12 protein-coding genes and 1 pseudogene are annotated in these 16097 nt (G+C 72.2%); 3 read left to right on the top strand and 10 right to left on the bottom strand.

The window, feature by feature from the left end; genetic code table 11:
* Nucleotides 1-32: 32 nt before the first annotated feature.
* The 3 genes and pseudogenes from ACFWUY_RS12680 to ACFWUY_RS12670 all read right to left on the bottom strand — a co-directional run bounded on the left by ACFWUY_RS12680 (nt 33) and on the right by ACFWUY_RS12670 (nt 1920).
* Nucleotides 33-884 carry a helix-turn-helix domain-containing protein gene (locus ACFWUY_RS12680; protein WP_384106314.1) on the bottom strand — a complete coding sequence of 284 codons (852 nt, stop codon included), beginning with the start codon at nt 882-884 and terminating at the stop codon, nt 33-35.
* Nucleotides 885-1182: 298 nt separating this feature from the next.
* Nucleotides 1183-1302 (bottom strand): annotated as a pseudogene (locus tag ACFWUY_RS12675) (ATP-binding protein); the annotation flags it as partial.
* Between the two features lie 15 nt (nt 1303-1317).
* A complete protein-coding gene (locus ACFWUY_RS12670) occupies nt 1318-1920 on the bottom strand; it encodes a TetR/AcrR family transcriptional regulator (RefSeq protein WP_384106312.1) in 603 nt (200 codons plus the stop codon).
* A gap of 90 nt (nt 1921-2010) precedes the next feature.
* Between ACFWUY_RS12670 and ACFWUY_RS12665 the strand changes: the two genes are divergently transcribed.
* Nucleotides 2011-2943 carry a zinc-binding dehydrogenase gene (locus ACFWUY_RS12665; RefSeq protein WP_384106309.1) on the top strand — a complete coding sequence of 311 codons (933 nt, stop codon included), beginning with the start codon at nt 2011-2013 and terminating at the stop codon, nt 2941-2943.
* 67 nt (nt 2944-3010) lie between these two features.
* Here the strand turns inward: ACFWUY_RS12665 and ACFWUY_RS12660 are convergent, their stop codons facing one another.
* Nucleotides 3011-3619: a hypothetical protein gene (locus tag ACFWUY_RS12660; RefSeq protein WP_384106306.1), complete on the bottom strand. Its 609-nt coding sequence runs from the start codon at nt 3617-3619 to the stop codon at nt 3011-3013.
* Between the two features lie 254 nt (nt 3620-3873).
* Here ACFWUY_RS12660 and ACFWUY_RS12655 point away from each other — a divergent pair, with 254 nt between their 5' ends.
* Entirely contained in the window at nt 3874-4224 is a 351-nt protein-coding gene (locus ACFWUY_RS12655; RefSeq protein ID WP_384106303.1) for a DoxX family protein, read from the top strand.
* 63 nt (nt 4225-4287) lie between these two features.
* Here the strand turns inward: ACFWUY_RS12655 and metG are convergent, their stop codons facing one another.
* Together metG and ACFWUY_RS12645 are read right to left on the bottom strand one after the other, a co-directional pair.
* Entirely contained in the window at nt 4288-5892 is a 1605-nt protein-coding gene (gene metG / locus ACFWUY_RS12650) for a methionine--tRNA ligase (RefSeq protein ID WP_384106300.1), read from the bottom strand.
* Nucleotides 5893-6009: 117 nt separating this feature from the next.
* Nucleotides 6010-7953, bottom strand: a complete 1944-nt coding sequence (locus tag ACFWUY_RS12645) for a VWA domain-containing protein (protein ID WP_384106297.1) — start codon at nt 7951-7953, stop codon at nt 6010-6012.
* 258 nt (nt 7954-8211) lie between these two features.
* On the opposite strand from ACFWUY_RS12645, the gene ACFWUY_RS12640 reads away from it, so the two are divergent.
* Nucleotides 8212-10275 carry a PhoX family protein gene (locus ACFWUY_RS12640; protein WP_384106294.1) on the top strand — a complete coding sequence of 688 codons (2064 nt, stop codon included), beginning with the start codon at nt 8212-8214 and terminating at the stop codon, nt 10273-10275.
* Nucleotides 10276-10321: 46 nt separating this feature from the next.
* On the opposite strand, the gene ACFWUY_RS12635 is transcribed toward ACFWUY_RS12640, so the two are convergent.
* From ACFWUY_RS12635 to ACFWUY_RS12620, 4 genes are all read right to left on the bottom strand, one after another.
* Nucleotides 10322-11311 carry a hypothetical protein gene (locus tag ACFWUY_RS12635; RefSeq protein WP_384106291.1) on the bottom strand — a complete coding sequence of 330 codons (990 nt, stop codon included), beginning with the start codon at nt 11309-11311 and terminating at the stop codon, nt 10322-10324.
* A 95-nt stretch (nt 11312-11406) separates the two neighbouring features.
* Nucleotides 11407-12882, bottom strand: a complete 1476-nt coding sequence (locus ACFWUY_RS12630; protein ID WP_384106288.1) for an APC family permease — start codon at nt 12880-12882, stop codon at nt 11407-11409.
* Between the two features lie 259 nt (nt 12883-13141).
* The gene (locus tag ACFWUY_RS12625) at nt 13142-15097 is read right to left on the bottom strand and encodes an FUSC family protein (RefSeq protein WP_384106285.1); all 1956 of its coding nucleotides are present in this window, start codon (nt 15095-15097) and stop codon (nt 13142-13144) included.
* A gap of 59 nt (nt 15098-15156) precedes the next feature.
* On the bottom strand, nt 15157-16011 hold the full coding sequence (locus tag ACFWUY_RS12620; protein WP_384106542.1) for an arylamine N-acetyltransferase: 855 nt from the start codon (nt 16009-16011) through the stop codon (nt 15157-15159).
* Between the last annotated feature and the right edge of the window lie 86 nt (nt 16012-16097).

Raw genomic sequence — 16097 nt, 5'->3', positions numbered from 1 at the left:
GGGTTCCCCAGGGGTGTGGCGTCGGAGGTCGGTCAGGTGCGGCAGGCGCCGCAGTTTCCGGGTTCGGGGGCGCGGTAGGCGCGGTCGCAGGTGTCGCAGTTCTGGAGGGGGTGGTGGGCGGCCGAGTTCTCCGGGGTGCGGAACGGCGGCAGGGGCGGGAGCTGGGCGGCGAGGCGGTGGGCCAGGAGGGCGGCCGGGCGGTGGAGGGGTTCCTGCGGGAGGCCGGCGGTCAGGGCGTGGTGCACGGCCTCGGGGGTGAGGTCCCGCTCCAGCCAGGCGGCGACGCCCGGGACGAGGTGTTCGGCGTCCGTGGCGGAGATCAGGAGCCGGGGGTCCGTACGGCGGAGCCCTGAGAGGACCCCGAGGGCGGTCGTAAGCACGTCGGGATGGGGGTACGCGGGCTGCGGCACGGCGGGCAGGGCGCGGCGCTCGGGCTTCTTCTCCCGCTGCGCGGGGCGCTTGGGCTTCGGTTCCTCCGTGGCGGCGGTCCGGCCCGGCTTGTTGCAGGACACCGTGCGGGTGACGATGAGTCCGTCCTTCGTACGCTCGCGGGTGCGGCGCAGGTACCCGTGGGCCTCCAGCTCGCGCAGCGCGGAGGCGATCCGGGTCGTCCCCTCCGGGAAGCGGGCGGCGAGGCTCCTGATGTCGATGGCCGCGCCGCTGGGCAGCGACTGGATGTGCGCGGCCAGGCCGATGGCCGTCAGCGACAGCTCGGCGTGCTGGGCGAGGTGGTTGCCGATCACCGTGAAGCGGGTGGTGTGGCGGACGTTGTCGTGCGTGACGCCGCCGCGACGCGTGGCCGCTCCGGCTCGCCGAGAAGGGAGGTTTTTCCCGTCGTTACGCGACTCGACGTGCGGGCGCGCGCTAGTGTGCCGGGTACCCATCGGGAAGCCTCTTACTTCCTTGGTGGTCAGGCCCTCGCCGTGGATCGCTAGTCCCGGCGGGGGCCGACGCATGTCTGAGACCGGCGGTCATATGCCAGTGGGGCAGAGCGTAAGACAGGCAACCCGCCCCAAAGCCAGCTGTGTTGGTGTTTTTCACCCGAGTGAGTGAGTGCCTGCCCGAGCGGGGGGAGGGGTGGGGCTTGGTGGGTTTCTTTCTCTCCGGTTGTCGTCTTGGGAGACCGCCCGACTCGCCGAAGACCAGGTTTCCGGAATCCGGTGGCTGAGTCGTTTGCGCAGGTCAGGGGCGTGGAAGATCGAGTTCGGCCCATACGGTCTTCCGGGGTACGGGTCCCGGCTCGACGCCCCACCGGTCCGACAGCGCCTCGACCAGGAGCAGCCCGCGTCCGGAGTCGCCCTCGTGGCCATTTCGACCTCAGACCGTGAAGGACAAGCTCAGGGCGGAGTGCATGGATGAGCAGGTCCGGCGCAAGAGGGCGGGCAGTTCGCCCGGTACGCAGTCGGGCAGCCATTCGTCCAGAGCGCAGCGCCAGGATGCCACGAAGAACTCGATGAGGAGCCGGAGCTCGATGCTGCTCTGTCCGTCGAGTCGGCGAGCGATCTCGGCCTGGATTTCGGCGCAGTGCCGCAGCGTGTGCCCGTCGAGTGCGGGCGAGTCGGCGATCAGCCGGAGCGTGAGCGGGAAGCGCCGGTACCAGTCCTCGTCCATGCGCTCCAGAGTGATCAGCATGGTGTCGAGGAAGACGTCGGCCAGCGGCCCGGACTTCTTGATGCCGTCCAAGACCTCCAGGTAGACGTCCCAGAGCTGCTTGACGGCGGTGAGTGCCACGTCCTCCTTGGAGCGGAAGTTGCGGAAGAAGGTCCGCCGGGACACCTCCACCTGCTCCAGTAGCGCGTCCAGCGGAGTGTTGTCGAAGCCGCGTTCGCCGAAGAGCGTGACGGCGGTGTCGGCCAACGCCTGGCGAGTGCGGAGCTTCTTCCGTTCGCGCAGGGTGGCGGGCTGTTCGGAGGTGGTCATCGTGAGCACTTTACCAAGCACGCCGAGATCGCGCATATGCTCTACTAGAGCAAACGCCACACTGTGGCACTTCGTGAAAGGGGTCTTCCTGTGCGCGCACTCGTCGTCGACCACACCTCACCCGGACACCTGTTACTGACGGATGTCCCCGCACCACGGCCCGCCGCCCACGAGGCGCTCGTGCGGGTCGAGGCGGTATCGCTGAACTTCGGTGAGGTCCATGAGGCGACCCGTCCGCAGATGCCGGACGGCACCGTGCTCGGCTGGGACGCGGCCGGCGTGGTCGTCCAGGCGGCCGCCGACGGCTCCGGCCCGGCCGAGGGGGAGAGGGTCGTCACCCTCGGCGAGACCGGCTGGGCCGAGCTGCGAGCCGTACCCGCCGCCCGGCTCGGCACCGCACCGAAGGACGCCGACCCCGGCGCACTGAGCACCGTCCCCGTCGCCGGACTGAGCGCCCTGCACGTGCTGCGCCGGATGGGATCGCTGCTCGGTCGCCGCGTGATGGTCACCGGCGCTTCCGGCGGCGTCGGCCGCTACGCCGTCCAGTTGGCCGCCCGCTCGGGCGCGCACGTCGTTGCCATCAGCCGGAACCCCGCCCAGGCGGACGGACTGCGAGCCCTGGGCGCCCACGAGGTCCACCCCGAGCCGGCCGCCGCGCGGCAGCCCGTGTCCGCCGTTCTCGACAACGTCGGCGGGCAGTACCTCGTCGACGCCTTCGCCACCCTGTCGGCCGGTGGCACCCTCTACAGCGTGGGCCGCTCCTCCGAGGCCGACGTGGTGCTGTCACCCGATGCCCTGCTGGGCAACGAAGGACGGCACGACCGGTCGATCCGCACCTTCTTCCTCTTCGGCGCCCCCACCACCGACTTCTCCACCGATCTGACCTGGCTGGCCGGAGAGGTCGCCGCAGGCCGCCTCGATCCGGGCATCAGCTGGCGCGGCCCCTGGACCCGCCACTCCGAGGCAGTACAGGCTCTCCTCGGCCGGCGCCTCCACGGCAAAGCCGTCCTCGATCTCGGGTAACCGGCCGGCCTCATCCCGCCTCTTCTCCGGCGGCCTCCTTTCGGCAGGATTCCTGAGCAGGCGGCGATCACGCGCTCTGGCTGACCGTGACGTCGAAGTCCTGCAGCTCGCCCGCCGGGTTGTCCATCTGGACGGTGCCGCCCTGGGACGCGTAGAGCTGCACGGGTTCCTGGAGGGTGCAGAGCTGGTCGACCGGCGGGAACGACGTGAGGTTCGTCGCCCGCAGCGTGGCGTACTTCGTTGGATCCGTGGCGAGCGTGCTGATCGTCTCGCCCGTGGCCTTGTCGATGACCTCGACGGTCAGGGAGAGGTGGAGGAGCATCTCCAGGCCGTCGGCCGTCGTGGTCCGGAGGACGCTGAGCGGCGTGAGACTCGCGTTCGACATCGCGAGAGCGACGAGCGTGCCCACGCCCGGGGTGGACGGGCTGGTGTCCGCCTCCATGCGGAAGCCCTGGATCTCCAGCACGAGCCCCTCGGCCATGCTCGTCCTGACGCGGACGTTGATGCCGCCCTTGAAGTCGAGCGTGAGCGCACCGAGGATGTTCAGCTTCAACGGCACGTCGGCGGCGTCCATGCCGCAAGGGGCGTCGACGCCGGCCGGCGGCAGGGGGATCGACCCGCCGACGGTCCCGCCCGGGTCCGACGGTCCCTCGTGCGCTGCCGTGCTGTCCGTCATGGGGGGCGCTCCTCTGCTCCTGTGATGGCCGTGAGTGATCGGGGCCGCTGATGCGGGCGACGTGGACGATGATCACGTAGCTGGGCGCCGGTAACGGGGCGGCGCGCGTCCGGGCCACACGTACGAGTGGGGAGGAGCCGCCTCGGTTTGCCATGGGTCAGCCCGTCGTCGGCTGTCACACATTCCTCGCGGGCTCCGTCAGTGTGGTGTCCGGCTCGGTCGAGGCGGACGTCCGGATGGCCGAAGGAGCCGAGATGTTCACCGAGATGTCCACCGCCGCCGTCGTCGTCACCGTCGTCGCCGCGCTCATGGCCGGGTTCTCCGGGGCGTCGGTCTTCGCCAGGGCCGCGTTCGTCGTCGGGCCGCTCGCCGCGTACGGGGTGCCCCGGGCGTGGTGGAACTGGCTGGGGGCCGCCAAGGTCGCCGGGGCCGTCGGGCTCCTCGTCGGGTTCTTCGTGCCCGTGATCGGGACGCTCGCCGCCGCCGGGCTCGTCCTGTACTTCACCGGGGCCGTCATCACCGTTCTCCGGGCCCGCTCGTACGGGCACGTGGCCTTTCCGCTGGTCTACATGGCGCCCGCCGTCGCCGTGCTCGTACTCGCCTGACACACGGCGAAGGCCGCCGTCCCTGTCCGGCAGGGGCGGCGGCCTTCGCCGTACGGGAAACCGTCAGTCCTTCTTCTCCTCCAGGCGGGGGAACAGCACCGCGCCCTTCGTCACCGTCGCGCCGGCGGGGAGCTGTCCCCACGTGGCGGAGGTCTGCACCGGCTGGTCCGCCAGGGCGCCCAGGGACTCCTCGGCGCCCAGCGAGTCCCACAGGGCCTGCGAGGTCTCCGGCATGATCGGGTTCAGCAGGACCGCGACCGCGCGGAGCGACTCGGCGGCCGTGTAGAGGATCGTCGCCAGGCGGGCCCGGCCCTCCTCCGACTCGTCCTTCGCGACCTTCCACGGCTCCTGCTCCGTGATGTAGCCGTTGACCTGCTTCACGAAGTCGAAGATCGCCAGGATGCCGGACTGGAAGTCCAGCTCCTCGCCGATCTTCTGGTCCGCCGTCGCGACGGCCTTGGCCAGGCCCTCGTGGATCGCCGTCTCCGCGTCGCCGTCGGCCGCCGAGGCCGGCAGCTTGCCGTCGAAGTACTTGCCGACCATCGCCGCGACGCGCGACGCCAGGTTGCCGTAGTCGTTCGCCAGCTCGCTCGTGTAGCGGGCCGAGAAGTCCTCCCACGAGAACGAGCCGTCCTGCCCGAACGCGATCGCCCGCAGGAAGTACCAGCGGTACGCGTCCACGCCGAAGTGCGAGGTCAGGTCCTGCGGCTTGATGCCGGTCAGGTTCGACTTCGACATCTTCTCGCCGCCGACCATCAGCCAGCCGTTCGCGGCGACGCGGCCCGGGACCGGCAGGCCCTGCGCCATCAGCATCGCGGGCCAGATGATCGCGTGGAAGCGGAGGATGTCCTTGCCGATGAGGTGCACGTTCGCCGGGAAGGTCTCGTCGAACTTCGCCTGGTCGGAGCCGTAGCCGACGGCCGTCGCGTAGTTCAGGAGCGCGTCGATCCACACGTAGATGACGTGCTTCTCGTCCCACGGGACCGGGATGCCCCAGTCGAACGTCGAGCGCGAGATGGAGAGGTCCTCCAGGCCCTGCTTGACGAAGTTCAGGACCTCGTTGCGGGCCGACTCCGGCTGGATGAAGCCCGGGTTCGTCTCGTAGAACTCCAGGAGCTTCGGGCCGTACTCGCTCAGCTTGAAGAAGTAGTTCTCCTCCTTGAGGATCTCCACCGGCTTCTTGTGGACGGCGCACAGCTTCGTGCCGTCCTCCGCCTCGATGAGATCGCCCGGGAGCTTGTACTCCTCACAGCCCACGCAGTACGGGCCTTCGTACCCGCCCTTGTAGATCTCGCCCTTGTCGTACAGGTCCTGCACGAACTCCTGCACGCGGTCGGTGTGACGCTTCTGCGTGGTGCGGATGAAGTCGTCGTTCGCGATGTTCAGGTGCTCCCAGAGGGGCTTCCACGCCTCCTCCACGAGCTTGTCGCACCAGGCCTGGGGCGTGACGTCGTTCGCCTCGGCCGTGCGCATGATCTTCTGACCGTGCTCGTCCGTGCCGGTGAGGTACCACACCTTCTCGCCGCGCTGACGGTGCCAGCGCGTGAGCACGTCGCCTGCGACGGTCGTGTAGGCGTGGCCCAGGTGAGGAGCGTCGTTGACGTAGTAAATGGGGGTCGTGACGTAGAACGCCTTCGCCCCCTGCTTCTCGGATCCAGTGGCCGCCATGGTCGAAATCCTAACGGGCGGACGAAGATCCACTCACATCGATATACCGGGGGCCCGCCGGGACGGGTCGGGGGTGGCGGCGACCTTGTCGGTCACCACCACCCCCGGCTCTCCGTCCTAGAGCTCCAGGCCTTCGAGCAGCCCGCGGTAGAAGGCGGGGTGCGCGGTCTCGACCGGGGTCGCGCCGGGGAAGTACGCGGCGGTACGGGGCGTGCCGTCGAGCTTCCTGAGGAAGTCGAAGGCCTTGTTGTCCTCCTCGCCCCAGGCCACGAACCGCCAGTGCAGCGGACGGTCGGCGGCCTCGGCCAGGGCCTGCGTCGCGGCGGTCTTCGACTCCGGCGCGCCGTCGGTCTGGAAGACCACCACGGCCGGACGGGCCGGGTCCGCCTTCGCGTGGTGGGCCAGGACCTCCTCCACGGCGCGGTGGTAGTTGGTACGGCCCAGGCGGCCGAGGGTGCCGTTGATCTCCTCCACGCGGGTGGGGGTGAGATCGGCGGGCGTCAGGGTGGCCGTGCCGTCGATGTCCGTCGAGAAGAACACGGTCGTGACGGCGGCGTCCTCGTCGAGGTGCGCCGCGAGGGCCGTGACCTGCTCGGCGAGCCGCTGCACGGAGCCGTCCTTGAAGTACCCGCGCATCGAACCCGACCGGTCCACCACGAGGTACACGGCGGCCCGCGCCCCGTCGAGCCCCTGCTTCTTGAGCTGGGCCCCGGCGGCCTTGTAGGCGTCGGCGAGGTGGGGGGCGGCGGCCTTGACGGTGGCGAGGGGAAGAGCGGGGCCCTGCGGGGCGGCGGCCTGGGGCTCGGTCTCGGTCTCGGTCTCCGGGGTCTCGGTCTCCGGGGCGTCGGCCTCCGGGGCGTCGGCCTCCGGCTCGGCTTCCGGGGTCTCGGCCTGCGGCTCGGCGTCGGTGTCCGCTTCGGCGGCCTCGGCCTCGGCCTCCGGCTCCGCCGTGACCTCGGACGCGTCGGCGTCCGCGTCGGCCGCCGTCTCCGGCTCCGCCGGCTCGGTGGCCTGGGCCTGCGGCTCGTCGGAAGCCGCCTCGGGCTCCGCCGCCGCCTGCTGCTCGGGAGCGAGTTCCGGCCCGTCGACATCGGCGGACGCCTCCGACTCGGCCGCCTCGGCCTTCTCGGGCGTCGACTCCTCGGCCGGTGCGGAGGGGGCGGCCTCGGCCGCCTCTTCCTGCTCGGGAGCGATTTCGGGCCCATCGGCGTCGGCGGACGCCTCCGTCTCGGCCTCCACCGCGTCGGCGGTCTCCTCCGGCTCCGCCTCTGCCGGGGTGGGCTCGACCGCCGCATCCGCCGTCGCGGTGGCCGACTCTTCGGCGACCGGCTCGGTCGAATCGGTCGGCTCGACCGGCTCGGTCGGCTCCGCCGACTCGTCAGCCACGGGCTCAGCCGTCGTCGCCGTGTCGGCGTCAGCCGCAACCTCGACCTCGGCGTCAGCCGACTGCTCGGTCTCCGCCACGTCGGCGTCAGCCGCAGCCTCGGCCGTCGCCGTGTCGGCGTCAGCCGCAACCTCGACCTCGGCGTCAGCCGACTCCTCGGTCTCCGCCACGTCGGCGTCAGCCGCAGCCTCGGCCGTCGCCGTCGCCGTCGCCGTCGCCGTGTCCGCGTCAGCCGACTCCTCGGTCTCGGCGGCAGCCGGCTCGACAGCGGAAACCGCAGCCTCGTCGTCCGCCGTCGTCGTCGCCGACACCTCCGTGTCCGCCGTCTCCGTGGCCGAATCCGGACCCCCGGTGCTCACCGGTTCCGTAGTCTTCGTCTTCGCCTCAGCCGCAGGCGCCGCCTTCGGCTCCGCAGTCCCAGCCGTCGACCCCGTACCCGCACCCGCTCCCGCCGTAGGCGTCTTCGCCCGGGCCCTGGGGATCTGCGGGTTGTCGAACGACGCCGCCACCAGGTCGTCCGCCGCGCGGCGGGCCGCGTCGTCGGAGGTGCCCGGGGCGTCCGAAGTGCCCGGGGTGTCCGGGGTCGGGGTCTCACGCGTCTGGGGCGGGACGGAGGTTGCCGGGGATTCCTCGCGGTCCCGACCGAATACCTTGCGCAGCATGCTCCGAATACCCATGGGCGAACCCTTTCGCATGAGTGGGGTGCAGTGGGAATGTCCGTACTGGGCGTTTCGGGACGTTCATCCCTGGCCAGGGCGGACACGTAAGGTTAGCGGCCGCCCCTTCCCCCCTCCGTGACCCGGTCGCCCCCGGTTGCCGCGCATTCATTCGGCGTTCACTCCGCCGCCGTTCCTGTGCAGATCTACGCACATAGCGTCGCCGCCGAAGGTATCCCGACACCATGTCGGCGCAGTGGTGCGCCGTAGGAGGACGAAGTGCGCAAACTGCTGCCGCTGCTGAGCACCAACCCCCACGGAGGCGGCCGTTCCGCTCTCACCTGCCGGTTCCGGTGTGGTGACGCCTGTTTCCACGAGGTGCCCAACACCAGCGACAACGAGTACGTCGGCGACGTCATAGCCGGTGTGCTCTCCCGCCGTTCCGCGCTCCGCGCCGCCGCCGTCGTGACCGTCGCCTCCGCCGCCGGTGGTGCCGTCGTCCTCGGGAGCGCCCCCGAGGCGACCGCCCGGCCCGGCAAGCCGGGGAAGCCGGTCGGCACCGACGGCGCCCGCGGTCTCCGCTTCGCGCCCGTCGCGCCCAACACCGCCGACCAGGTCACCGTCCCCGCCGGTTACGCGCAGAACATCGTCATCCGCTGGGGCGAGCCGATCCTCCGCGGCGCCCCCGCCTTCGACTCCGAGAAGCAGTCGGCGAAGGCCCAGGCCGGCCAGTTCGGCTACAACAACGACTTCCTCTCCCTGCTGCCGCTGCGCGGGGAGCACCACCGCCAGGTCCTCGTCGCCAACCACGAGTACACCGACGAAGTCCTCATGTTCCGTGGCTACGACGCCGAGAACCCGACCCGCGAGCAGGTCGAGATCGCCTGGGCCGCGCACGGCCTCTCGGTCGTCGTCGTGCAGGAGGAGCACCGCTCCGGCAAGCTGACGCCGGTCACCCGCCACCACCTCAACCGGCGCCTCCACACCACCAGCGAGTTCGAGCTCACCGGGCCCGCCGCCGGCAGCGACCTCGTCAAGACCTCCGCCGACCCCGAGGGCCGTACCGTCCTCGGCACGCTCAACAACTGCGCCGGCGGCACCACCCCGTGGGGCACCACCCTCCACGGCGAGGAGAACTTCAACCAGTACTTCGCGTACGGGTCCTCCGCCACCGACAAGCGGTACGGCGTCGGCACCGGCGCCTCCGAGCGCAAGTGGGAGCGGTTCGACAAGCGCTTCGACCTGCGCCAGGAGCCCAACGAGGTGCACCGGCAGGGCTGGGTCGTCGAGCTCGACCCGTACGACCCCGACTCCACGCCCCGCAAGCGGACCGCGCTCGGCCGCTTCAAGCACGAGGCCGCGCAGCCCCGGCTCACCGAGGACGGCCGCCCGGTCGTCTACATGGGCGACGACGAGCGGTTCGACTACTTCTACAAGTTCGTGTCGAGCAAGCGGATGAAGAAGGGGGGCTCGCGGGCCGCCCGTGAGCACAACCTCACCCTGCTCGACGAGGGCACCCTGTACGTCGCCAAGCTGACCGGCGACTCCCCGGCCGCCGAGATCGACGGCACCGGCAAGCTCCCGAACGACGGCGAGTTCGACGGCTCCGGCCAGTGGATCCCGATCGCCACGGCCGGTCCCGACGGTGCCGTCTCGCACGTCCCCGGCATGACCGCCGACGAGGTCTTCGTCTTCACCCGCCTCGCCGGTGACAAGGTCGGCGCGACGAAGATGGACCGCCCCGAGGACGTCGAGCCGTCCCCGCGCTCCGGCCGCGTCTACGTCGCGCTCACCAACAACTCCAACCGCGGCAAGGGCACCAACCCGGGCGCCGACGAGGCCAACCCGCGCAACCTCAACAAGCACGGCCAGATCCTCGAACTGGCCGAGCACTGGGACGACCCCGCCGCCGACGGCTTCGCCTGGCGTCTCTTCCTCGTCGCCGGCGACCCGGACGACCCGGCCACCTACTTCGCCGGCTACCCCAAGGAGAAGGTCTCCCCGATCTCCTGCCCGGACAACGTGGCCTTCGACCCGCACGGCAACCTGTGGATCTCCACCGACGGCAACCAGCTCGGCTCGCACGACGGCCTGTTCGGCGTCGCCACGCGCGGTGAGCGGCGCGGTGAGCTCAAGCAGTTCCTGACCGTGCCGAAGGGCGCCGAGACCTGCGGTCCGATCATCCAGGACCGTCGTGTCCTGGTGGCCGTGCAGCACCCGGGCGAGCTCGACGGCGCCTCCGTCGAGAACCCCCTGTCCCAGTGGCCCGACGGACCCGGGAAGCTCGTCCGCCCGTCGGTCGTCGCCGTCTGGCGTACGGACGGCCGCGACATCGGCGTGTAGCACCGCGGGGGTCCGGGGGCGGAGCGCCTCGCTCCACCCCCGGGCCTCACGTCACCCCCAGGCCCTCCCTGAACCGTACGAACTGCTCCTCCGGTTCCCCCGTGTACGCCCACGGCACCCACGCCGCCCGCGTGCCGAGGAGCCCGAGGAGTTCCCTGGCGATGTCCACCTGGCCCGCGTAGCAGGCCGCGTGCGCCAGGAAGTTGAGGTCACCGACCTCCTCCGGCGCGACCGGCGCCCCCGGGTCCCGGCCGCCGATCCACCGCGCGTGCGTACGGCGCAGCTCCGTGACCGCGAGCTCGTGCTTCCAGTGCTGGTCGAAGCCGCGCACCGGGCCACGCCCGAGCGCCCCGTCCGCGATGTACCGGTACTCCTCGACCCGCGCCACCTGCACCAGGACCGGCAGCGGGGAGCCGGGCGGCGCCACGCCCGCCGCGTCGCGGGCGAAGTCGTACATGCTGCCGTGCGTCCCGTGCCACCGGGCCGACCAGTAGCGCAGCACCTGGATGTGCCCCTCCGTGTTGTACGGGTCGCGGCGCCGCAGCTCGTCGAACCAGTGCCGCAGCTCACGGCGCGGCACCCCGCCCTCGTACAGCCTCGCCACCGAGAGCAGCGACACCCACGGCATGGGGTCGGCGGGCGCCGCGTCCGCCGCGCCCCGGCAGGCGTCGACGGCGGCGTCGATCCGGCCCCGTTCGACGGCGGCGCCCCGGCCGGCCGCGATGGCCGCGTCGAAGACCCGTACCACCTCGGTCGCCGCGCGCAGCACGGCCGCGTCGGGGTTGCCCGGTTCGGCGGCCCGCCAGGTCTCCACGGTGGAGCTGCCGGCGGCGGCGTGCGACAGGAGCCGCAGCCGGTGGGTGCGGCGGGCCCAGTCGTCACCGGTGGCGGCGAGCAGGTCCCGTACGCCCTGCCAGCGGCCGATGACGATGTCGTGGCGCGCCTCGGTCAGCGCGCGGTCCCCGAAGTCCTGGTCGAAGTCGGGCACGAAGCGCCCCGGACGCGCGGAGCGCGCGGAGCGTCGGCGTACGGCCATGGGGGCCTCCTTCGGTTCGGCTGCCGTCAGAAGTCGTGGAGTGTGGAGTGCCGAGTCAGTGGTGGGGTGCTGTGTGGTCGTGGGTGGGGCCCGGCTCAGAAGTCCGTCGCGTAGCTCTTGTCCCTGGTGCCCGTACGCGTGCGCGTGACGGGGCCCGAGCCCTCCGTCGCGGCCAGCGCGCGGACGGCGTCCAGGCGGGCCGGGCGGTAGTAGTCGCTGCCCTTCCGCCAGTACACGAGCAGGGGGAGCAGACCGACGAGGAGGCCGCCGAGTCCGATCGTGAGGGCGGTCGTGGAGAGTTCTCCGAGCGACTCGACGAAGGCCCAGAGCATGAACGCGGAGCCGAGCAGCGGCCAGAGGCCGCCGAGGACCAGGTTCTTCACGGAGCGGAACAGGACGGACTTGTACGCGACGACCGCGGCGATGCCCGCGAGGCCGTAGTAGAACGCGATCTGCAGTCCGATCGCGGAGACCGCGTCGCTGAGGATCTGCTGGACGGAGCCGGCGGCCGCGGCGGCGGCGAACATCACCAGGGCGGCGCCGCCGACGGCGGCGATGGCGACCCACGGGGTGTTCCAGCGGTGGTGGACGGTGCCGAGCGCGGCGGGCAGGGTCCGGTCGCGGCCCATGGCGAAGAGCGAGCGGGTGACCTGGAGGAGGGTGGTCTCCAGAGTGGCGACGGTCGACAGGACGACGGCGACGACGAGGAGCTTGCCGCCGACGCCCGGCCAGATCTCCTGGCCGAGCACGGCGAGGACGTTGGGCCCCGCGGTGCGGATCTCCTCGGCGGTCAGCAGGACGTTCACGGCGACGGTGAAGGCCTCGAACAGGACGAAGACGAAGCCGACGCCGACGAGTGCGGCGAGTCCGGCGGTGCGGCGGCTGTTCCGGGTCTCCTCGCTGAGGTTGCTGGTGACGTCCCAGCCCCAGTAGTAGAACGCGGCGATCAGGGCGCCCGCGGCGAAGCCCTGCGTTCCGTCGAACTGGCCGAGGCCGAACCAGGACCAGTCGAAGGCCGTGGCCCGCCCCCGGTGCGCGACGGCCGCCAGGACGAATCCGATCAGGATGACCATCTCGACGCCCGACATGATCAGTTGGGCCCGTACGGTGAGCCGCGCGCCGCCCAGGACGACGAGCAGCATCATCAGGAACCAGCCGGCACCGACGGCGGTGGCGAGCGGGGTGCTGTCGGCGAGGTCCGGGTCGATCAGGGAGAGCGTGAGGGCGCCGGCGGGCAGCGAACCCGCCACCATGAAGACGGTGGCGGCGAAGACGAGCGCCCAGCCGGAGAGGAAGCCGAGGAAGGGGTGGAGGGTGCGGCCCACCCAGGAGTAGCCGGCACCCGCGTTGACGTCGATGCGGCCGAGGCGGGCGTACGCGAGGACGATGCCGAGCATCGGTATCGCGCAGTACAGCAGGGCCGCCGGACCCGCGAGGCCGACGGCGCCGAAGAGGACGGCGGTGGTCGCGGCCAGCGAGTAGGCGGGGGCGCTGCCGGCGACGGCCATCACGATCGTGTCGAAGGTGCCGAGGACATTGGGCTGGAGCCCTCTGCTCGTGGTGGTGCGCATGGCGGGGTCCTCGGGGCGCGGGGGGTGAGGCAGGGCGGTGGTGAGGCGGGGCGGCGGTGACGGGGTGATGGCAGGGCGGTGACGGGGCGGTGGCAGGGCTGAGCGGGCCGTCCGCCGGGCCGGTTGCCGACGGCGGCGGGCGCGGATCACGGTGAATCGAGCGCATCGTAGTCGCCCGGGTGGATTCCGGTAACGGCGGTGGGGAGGGTTCCGTTCTGTGACCGCCGGTAAGTCCTCCCGTGCGCCCCCGCGCGAAGGTTTACCGCAGGTCGGGACCGGCGATGGCACGGGCCGCGCGGACCTCCTGGCGGAGCGGCGCGAGGACTCCGTTCTCGTCTCCCGCGAGTTCCGATCGGACCTCCACGAGGGTGTCCGAAGCGCGCAGCCCGTCCGCGAGTTCGCGCAACTCCCGCTCCACGGCGGCGACCTCGGCCGGATCGGGGGCCGGGGCGCCGTGGTCGACCCGGATCCGGGCGGCCGTCGTCGCGTCCACGATCCGCTCGGCGGCGACGACGAGCGGCCACCAGGCGGCCGCGCGGGCCCCGGTGGGAGGCGGCTCGGTCAGCGCGCGCTGGAACTCGGAACGGACCGTCGACAGATCCCGGTAGAGCTTCCGCCGGGCCCGGATCCGTTCGCCCTGATCGGCGCCGTCCCCGGTGAAGGCGCGGGTCACATAGGCGGCGGTGTCGGCGACGGCGTCCGCGAGCCGGTCCCCGATCCGGGTGTGCCAGGACTCCGGCCACAGCAGGTAGCCGGCGATCAGCGCGATGCCGCAGCCGATGAGCGAGTCGTACAGGCGGGGCAGGACCAGGTCGAAGCCCTGCTGGTTGAGGGTGTCGGAGAGCAGCAGGATCACCGGTGTGATGGCCGCCGTCTGGAAGGCGTACCCCTTCGCCGAGAACGCCGGGATGAGGGCGGCGAGCACGCACATCACGGGCACGTCCCACCAGCCGCGCGGGACCTCGGCGAGCACGAGGGCGGCGAGGAGGAGGCCGAGGGCGGTGCCGAAGGCGCGGAGCACCGCCCGGGAGAAGACCGAACCGAAGTCCGGCTTCAGGACGAAGGTGACGGTCAGTGCCACCCAGTACGAGCGGGGCACGGCGATCAGCGAGACCAGCGCCTGCGCGAGACCGATGCAGAGCGCGAGCCGCAGCCCGTACCGCCAGGACGCTCCGGAGAACAGCACGGCGCGGGTGCTCCTGCGGACCCGGACCCGGAGCGCCGCGGGCCGGCCGAGCCGGTCGTCCACGTTGTACGGGTCGGGGTCGACCTTGTGGACGACGGCGGCCGCGTGCCGCAGGGCGTGGTCGACGGCCTTCTCCGAGGGCCGCTCCGGGACCGGCAGATCGAGTACGGGGACCCCGGTGCGGCCCTCCTCGACGGCGTCGGCGAGCTCCCGTACGGCCGCCGGGACCGAGGCGGGCAGCGGGCCGTGCAGCCGGGCGCGCAGATGCGCGGCGGGCGCGGCCTCGGCGAGCGGGATGACGACGTTCAGCTGCGCGAGCAGCCGGACCAGGGAGGGCGCGCGGCCGTGCTGCCGGGCCCGGTGCGCCAGGATCAGGTCGTACGCCTTGTTGAGCGAGGCGGTGACGGCCTGCCGCTTCTCTTCGTACGCGGACGTGCCGGTGGCCTCGTACAGCTCGGCGAGGGCCCGGTAGGTGGCGGCGACGGCGGCCCGCTCGGGGACGGCCCGGCGCAGCGGCCAGCCGAGCAGGGTGAGCGCGAGGACGAAGAGCCCGCCGACGCCGAGGAGGAGCGGCGCCTTCCACCACGGGTCGGGCATGGGCAGGCCGGCGCCGACGACGGCGTTGAGGAGCAGGAGGAGGCCGGACACGGAGGCGACCGCGCCGATCGAGGAGATCATCCCGGAGACGAGCGCGACCAGGGTGAGCGCGCCGACCGCGAGCCAGCCGTGACCGAAGACGAGGGTGCCGAGGGTGACGCCGACGGCCCCGAAGAGCTGCGGCACGGCGATGTTGAAGATCCGCATCCGGTAGGCGTCGGCGGTGTCGCCGATCACCCCGGACAGCGCGCCCATCGACACGAGCGCCCCGTACGCCGGCTGCCCGGCGGCCAGTCCCGCCGCGAGCGGCACGGAGAGCGCGACGGCGGCACGGAGGACGGCGGCCCAGGGGACGGGCGCGGGGGCGGGCTTGAGACCGGCGGTGAGCCAGACGGGCGGAGCGACCCGTACGGGCCGTGCGGGACGAGCCATGCGACCAACCTACGTCGCCCCGGGAGCGGGCCGGGGTGACGTAGGGGCCCCGCCCTCGCCTACTGCTCCCGGCGGTCCAGGGGCAGGCCGGCCGGGGCCGCGATGCCGAAGTCGGCGGTCAGGACGCGCGCGATCTCGTCCTCTCCCGACAGTTCCCGCTCCTTCCGGGAGCCGTCCGCGCGGGTCTCGACGAGGTGGTGGCCGCTGAGCGCGAGATGGGCGTCCGGTGTCGTGCGCTGGACGTAGAGCAGGTGGGAGAAGGGGGAGCGGGGGTTGGTCGCGACGTGCCAGTTGATGACCTCGAAGTCCGGGGCCTCGTACGGCTCCACGGTGAACGCGTACTGATCGGTCCACGCCTCGTCCTCGTACGCCTGGAGCACCCACAGCTCCAGCGGCCCGCGGTGCGGTTCGTGGACCAGGCGGTGCCGGCGGGGCGCGTCACGGAACTCGGTGTCCGCGACCAGCGGGACCGCTTCGAGCAGCGCTCCGGAGGCGCCGAAGCCGACGTCCGCCACGTACGGGACCGGCTCGCCCGGCACGTCGACGAGGAGCAGCATGTGCGTGCGCGGCCGGATCGCGCCGCGGGCGCCGAGGACGACGCGGGCGCACAGGCGCGTGACGCCGAAGCCGAAGGCTTCGAGGACGGCGGAGAAGAGGGTGTTGTGCTCGTAGCAGTACCCGCCCCGGCCGCCCCCGACCAGCTTCGCCTCCAGGTCGGCCAGCGCGAGGGAGGGGGCCGAGCCGCCGATCGGATCCAGGTTCTCGAACGGGATGCCGTGCATGTGCGCGCGGTGCAGGGACCTGAGTGTCGCGGCGTCCGCGCGGCGCTCCCCGGTCCAGCCGACGCGGGCGAGGTAGGCGTCGAGGTCCGGGCGCGGGGCGGTGCCCCGGGGGGTGTCTTCGTCGTGCGTCACGCTGTCTTCGTTGTTCGTCACGCCGCGACCCTACGCAGCCGGGAGGCGGGGCGGCCTCGGGCGCCGAGCGGTGATCGCCCTGGTCC

The sequence above is a fragment of the Streptomyces sp. NPDC058664 genome, from assembly GCF_042716635.1.
Classification (GTDB): Bacteria; Actinomycetota; Actinomycetes; order Streptomycetales; family Streptomycetaceae; genus Streptomyces.
The sequence above is the reverse complement of the archived record's forward strand: the minus strand, read 5'-3'. Positions and strand labels throughout refer to the sequence as shown.

What these genes read in the sequence shown, in the direction of transcription:
- ACFWUY_RS12635 (WP_384106291.1), bottom strand. Translation starts at nt 11,311, where the DNA reads ATGGCCGTACGCCGACGCTCCGCGCGCTCCGCGCGTCCGGGGCGCTTC.
- ACFWUY_RS12625 (WP_384106285.1), bottom strand. Translation starts at nt 15,097, where the DNA reads ATGGCTCGTCCCGCACGGCCCGTACGGGTCGCTCCGCCCGTCTGGCTC.
- ACFWUY_RS12630 (WP_384106288.1), bottom strand. Translation starts at nt 12,882, where the DNA reads ATGCGCACCACCACGAGCAGAGGGCTCCAGCCCAATGTCCTCGGCACC.
- ACFWUY_RS12645 (WP_384106297.1), bottom strand. Translation starts at nt 7,953, where the DNA reads ATGGGTATTCGGAGCATGCTGCGCAAGGTATTCGGTCGGGACCGCGAG.
- ACFWUY_RS12655 (WP_384106303.1), top strand. Translation starts at nt 3,874, where the DNA reads ATGTTCACCGAGATGTCCACCGCCGCCGTCGTCGTCACCGTCGTCGCC.
- ACFWUY_RS12670 (WP_384106312.1), bottom strand. Translation starts at nt 1,920, where the DNA reads ATGACCACCTCCGAACAGCCCGCCACCCTGCGCGAACGGAAGAAGCTC.
- ACFWUY_RS12660 (WP_384106306.1), bottom strand. Translation starts at nt 3,619, where the DNA reads ATGACGGACAGCACGGCAGCGCACGAGGGACCGTCGGACCCGGGCGGG.
- metG (WP_384106300.1), bottom strand. Translation starts at nt 5,892, where the DNA reads ATGGCGGCCACTGGATCCGAGAAGCAGGGGGCGAAGGCGTTCTACGTC.
- ACFWUY_RS12680 (WP_384106314.1), bottom strand. Translation starts at nt 884, where the DNA reads ATGGGTACCCGGCACACTAGCGCGCGCCCGCACGTCGAGTCGCGTAAC.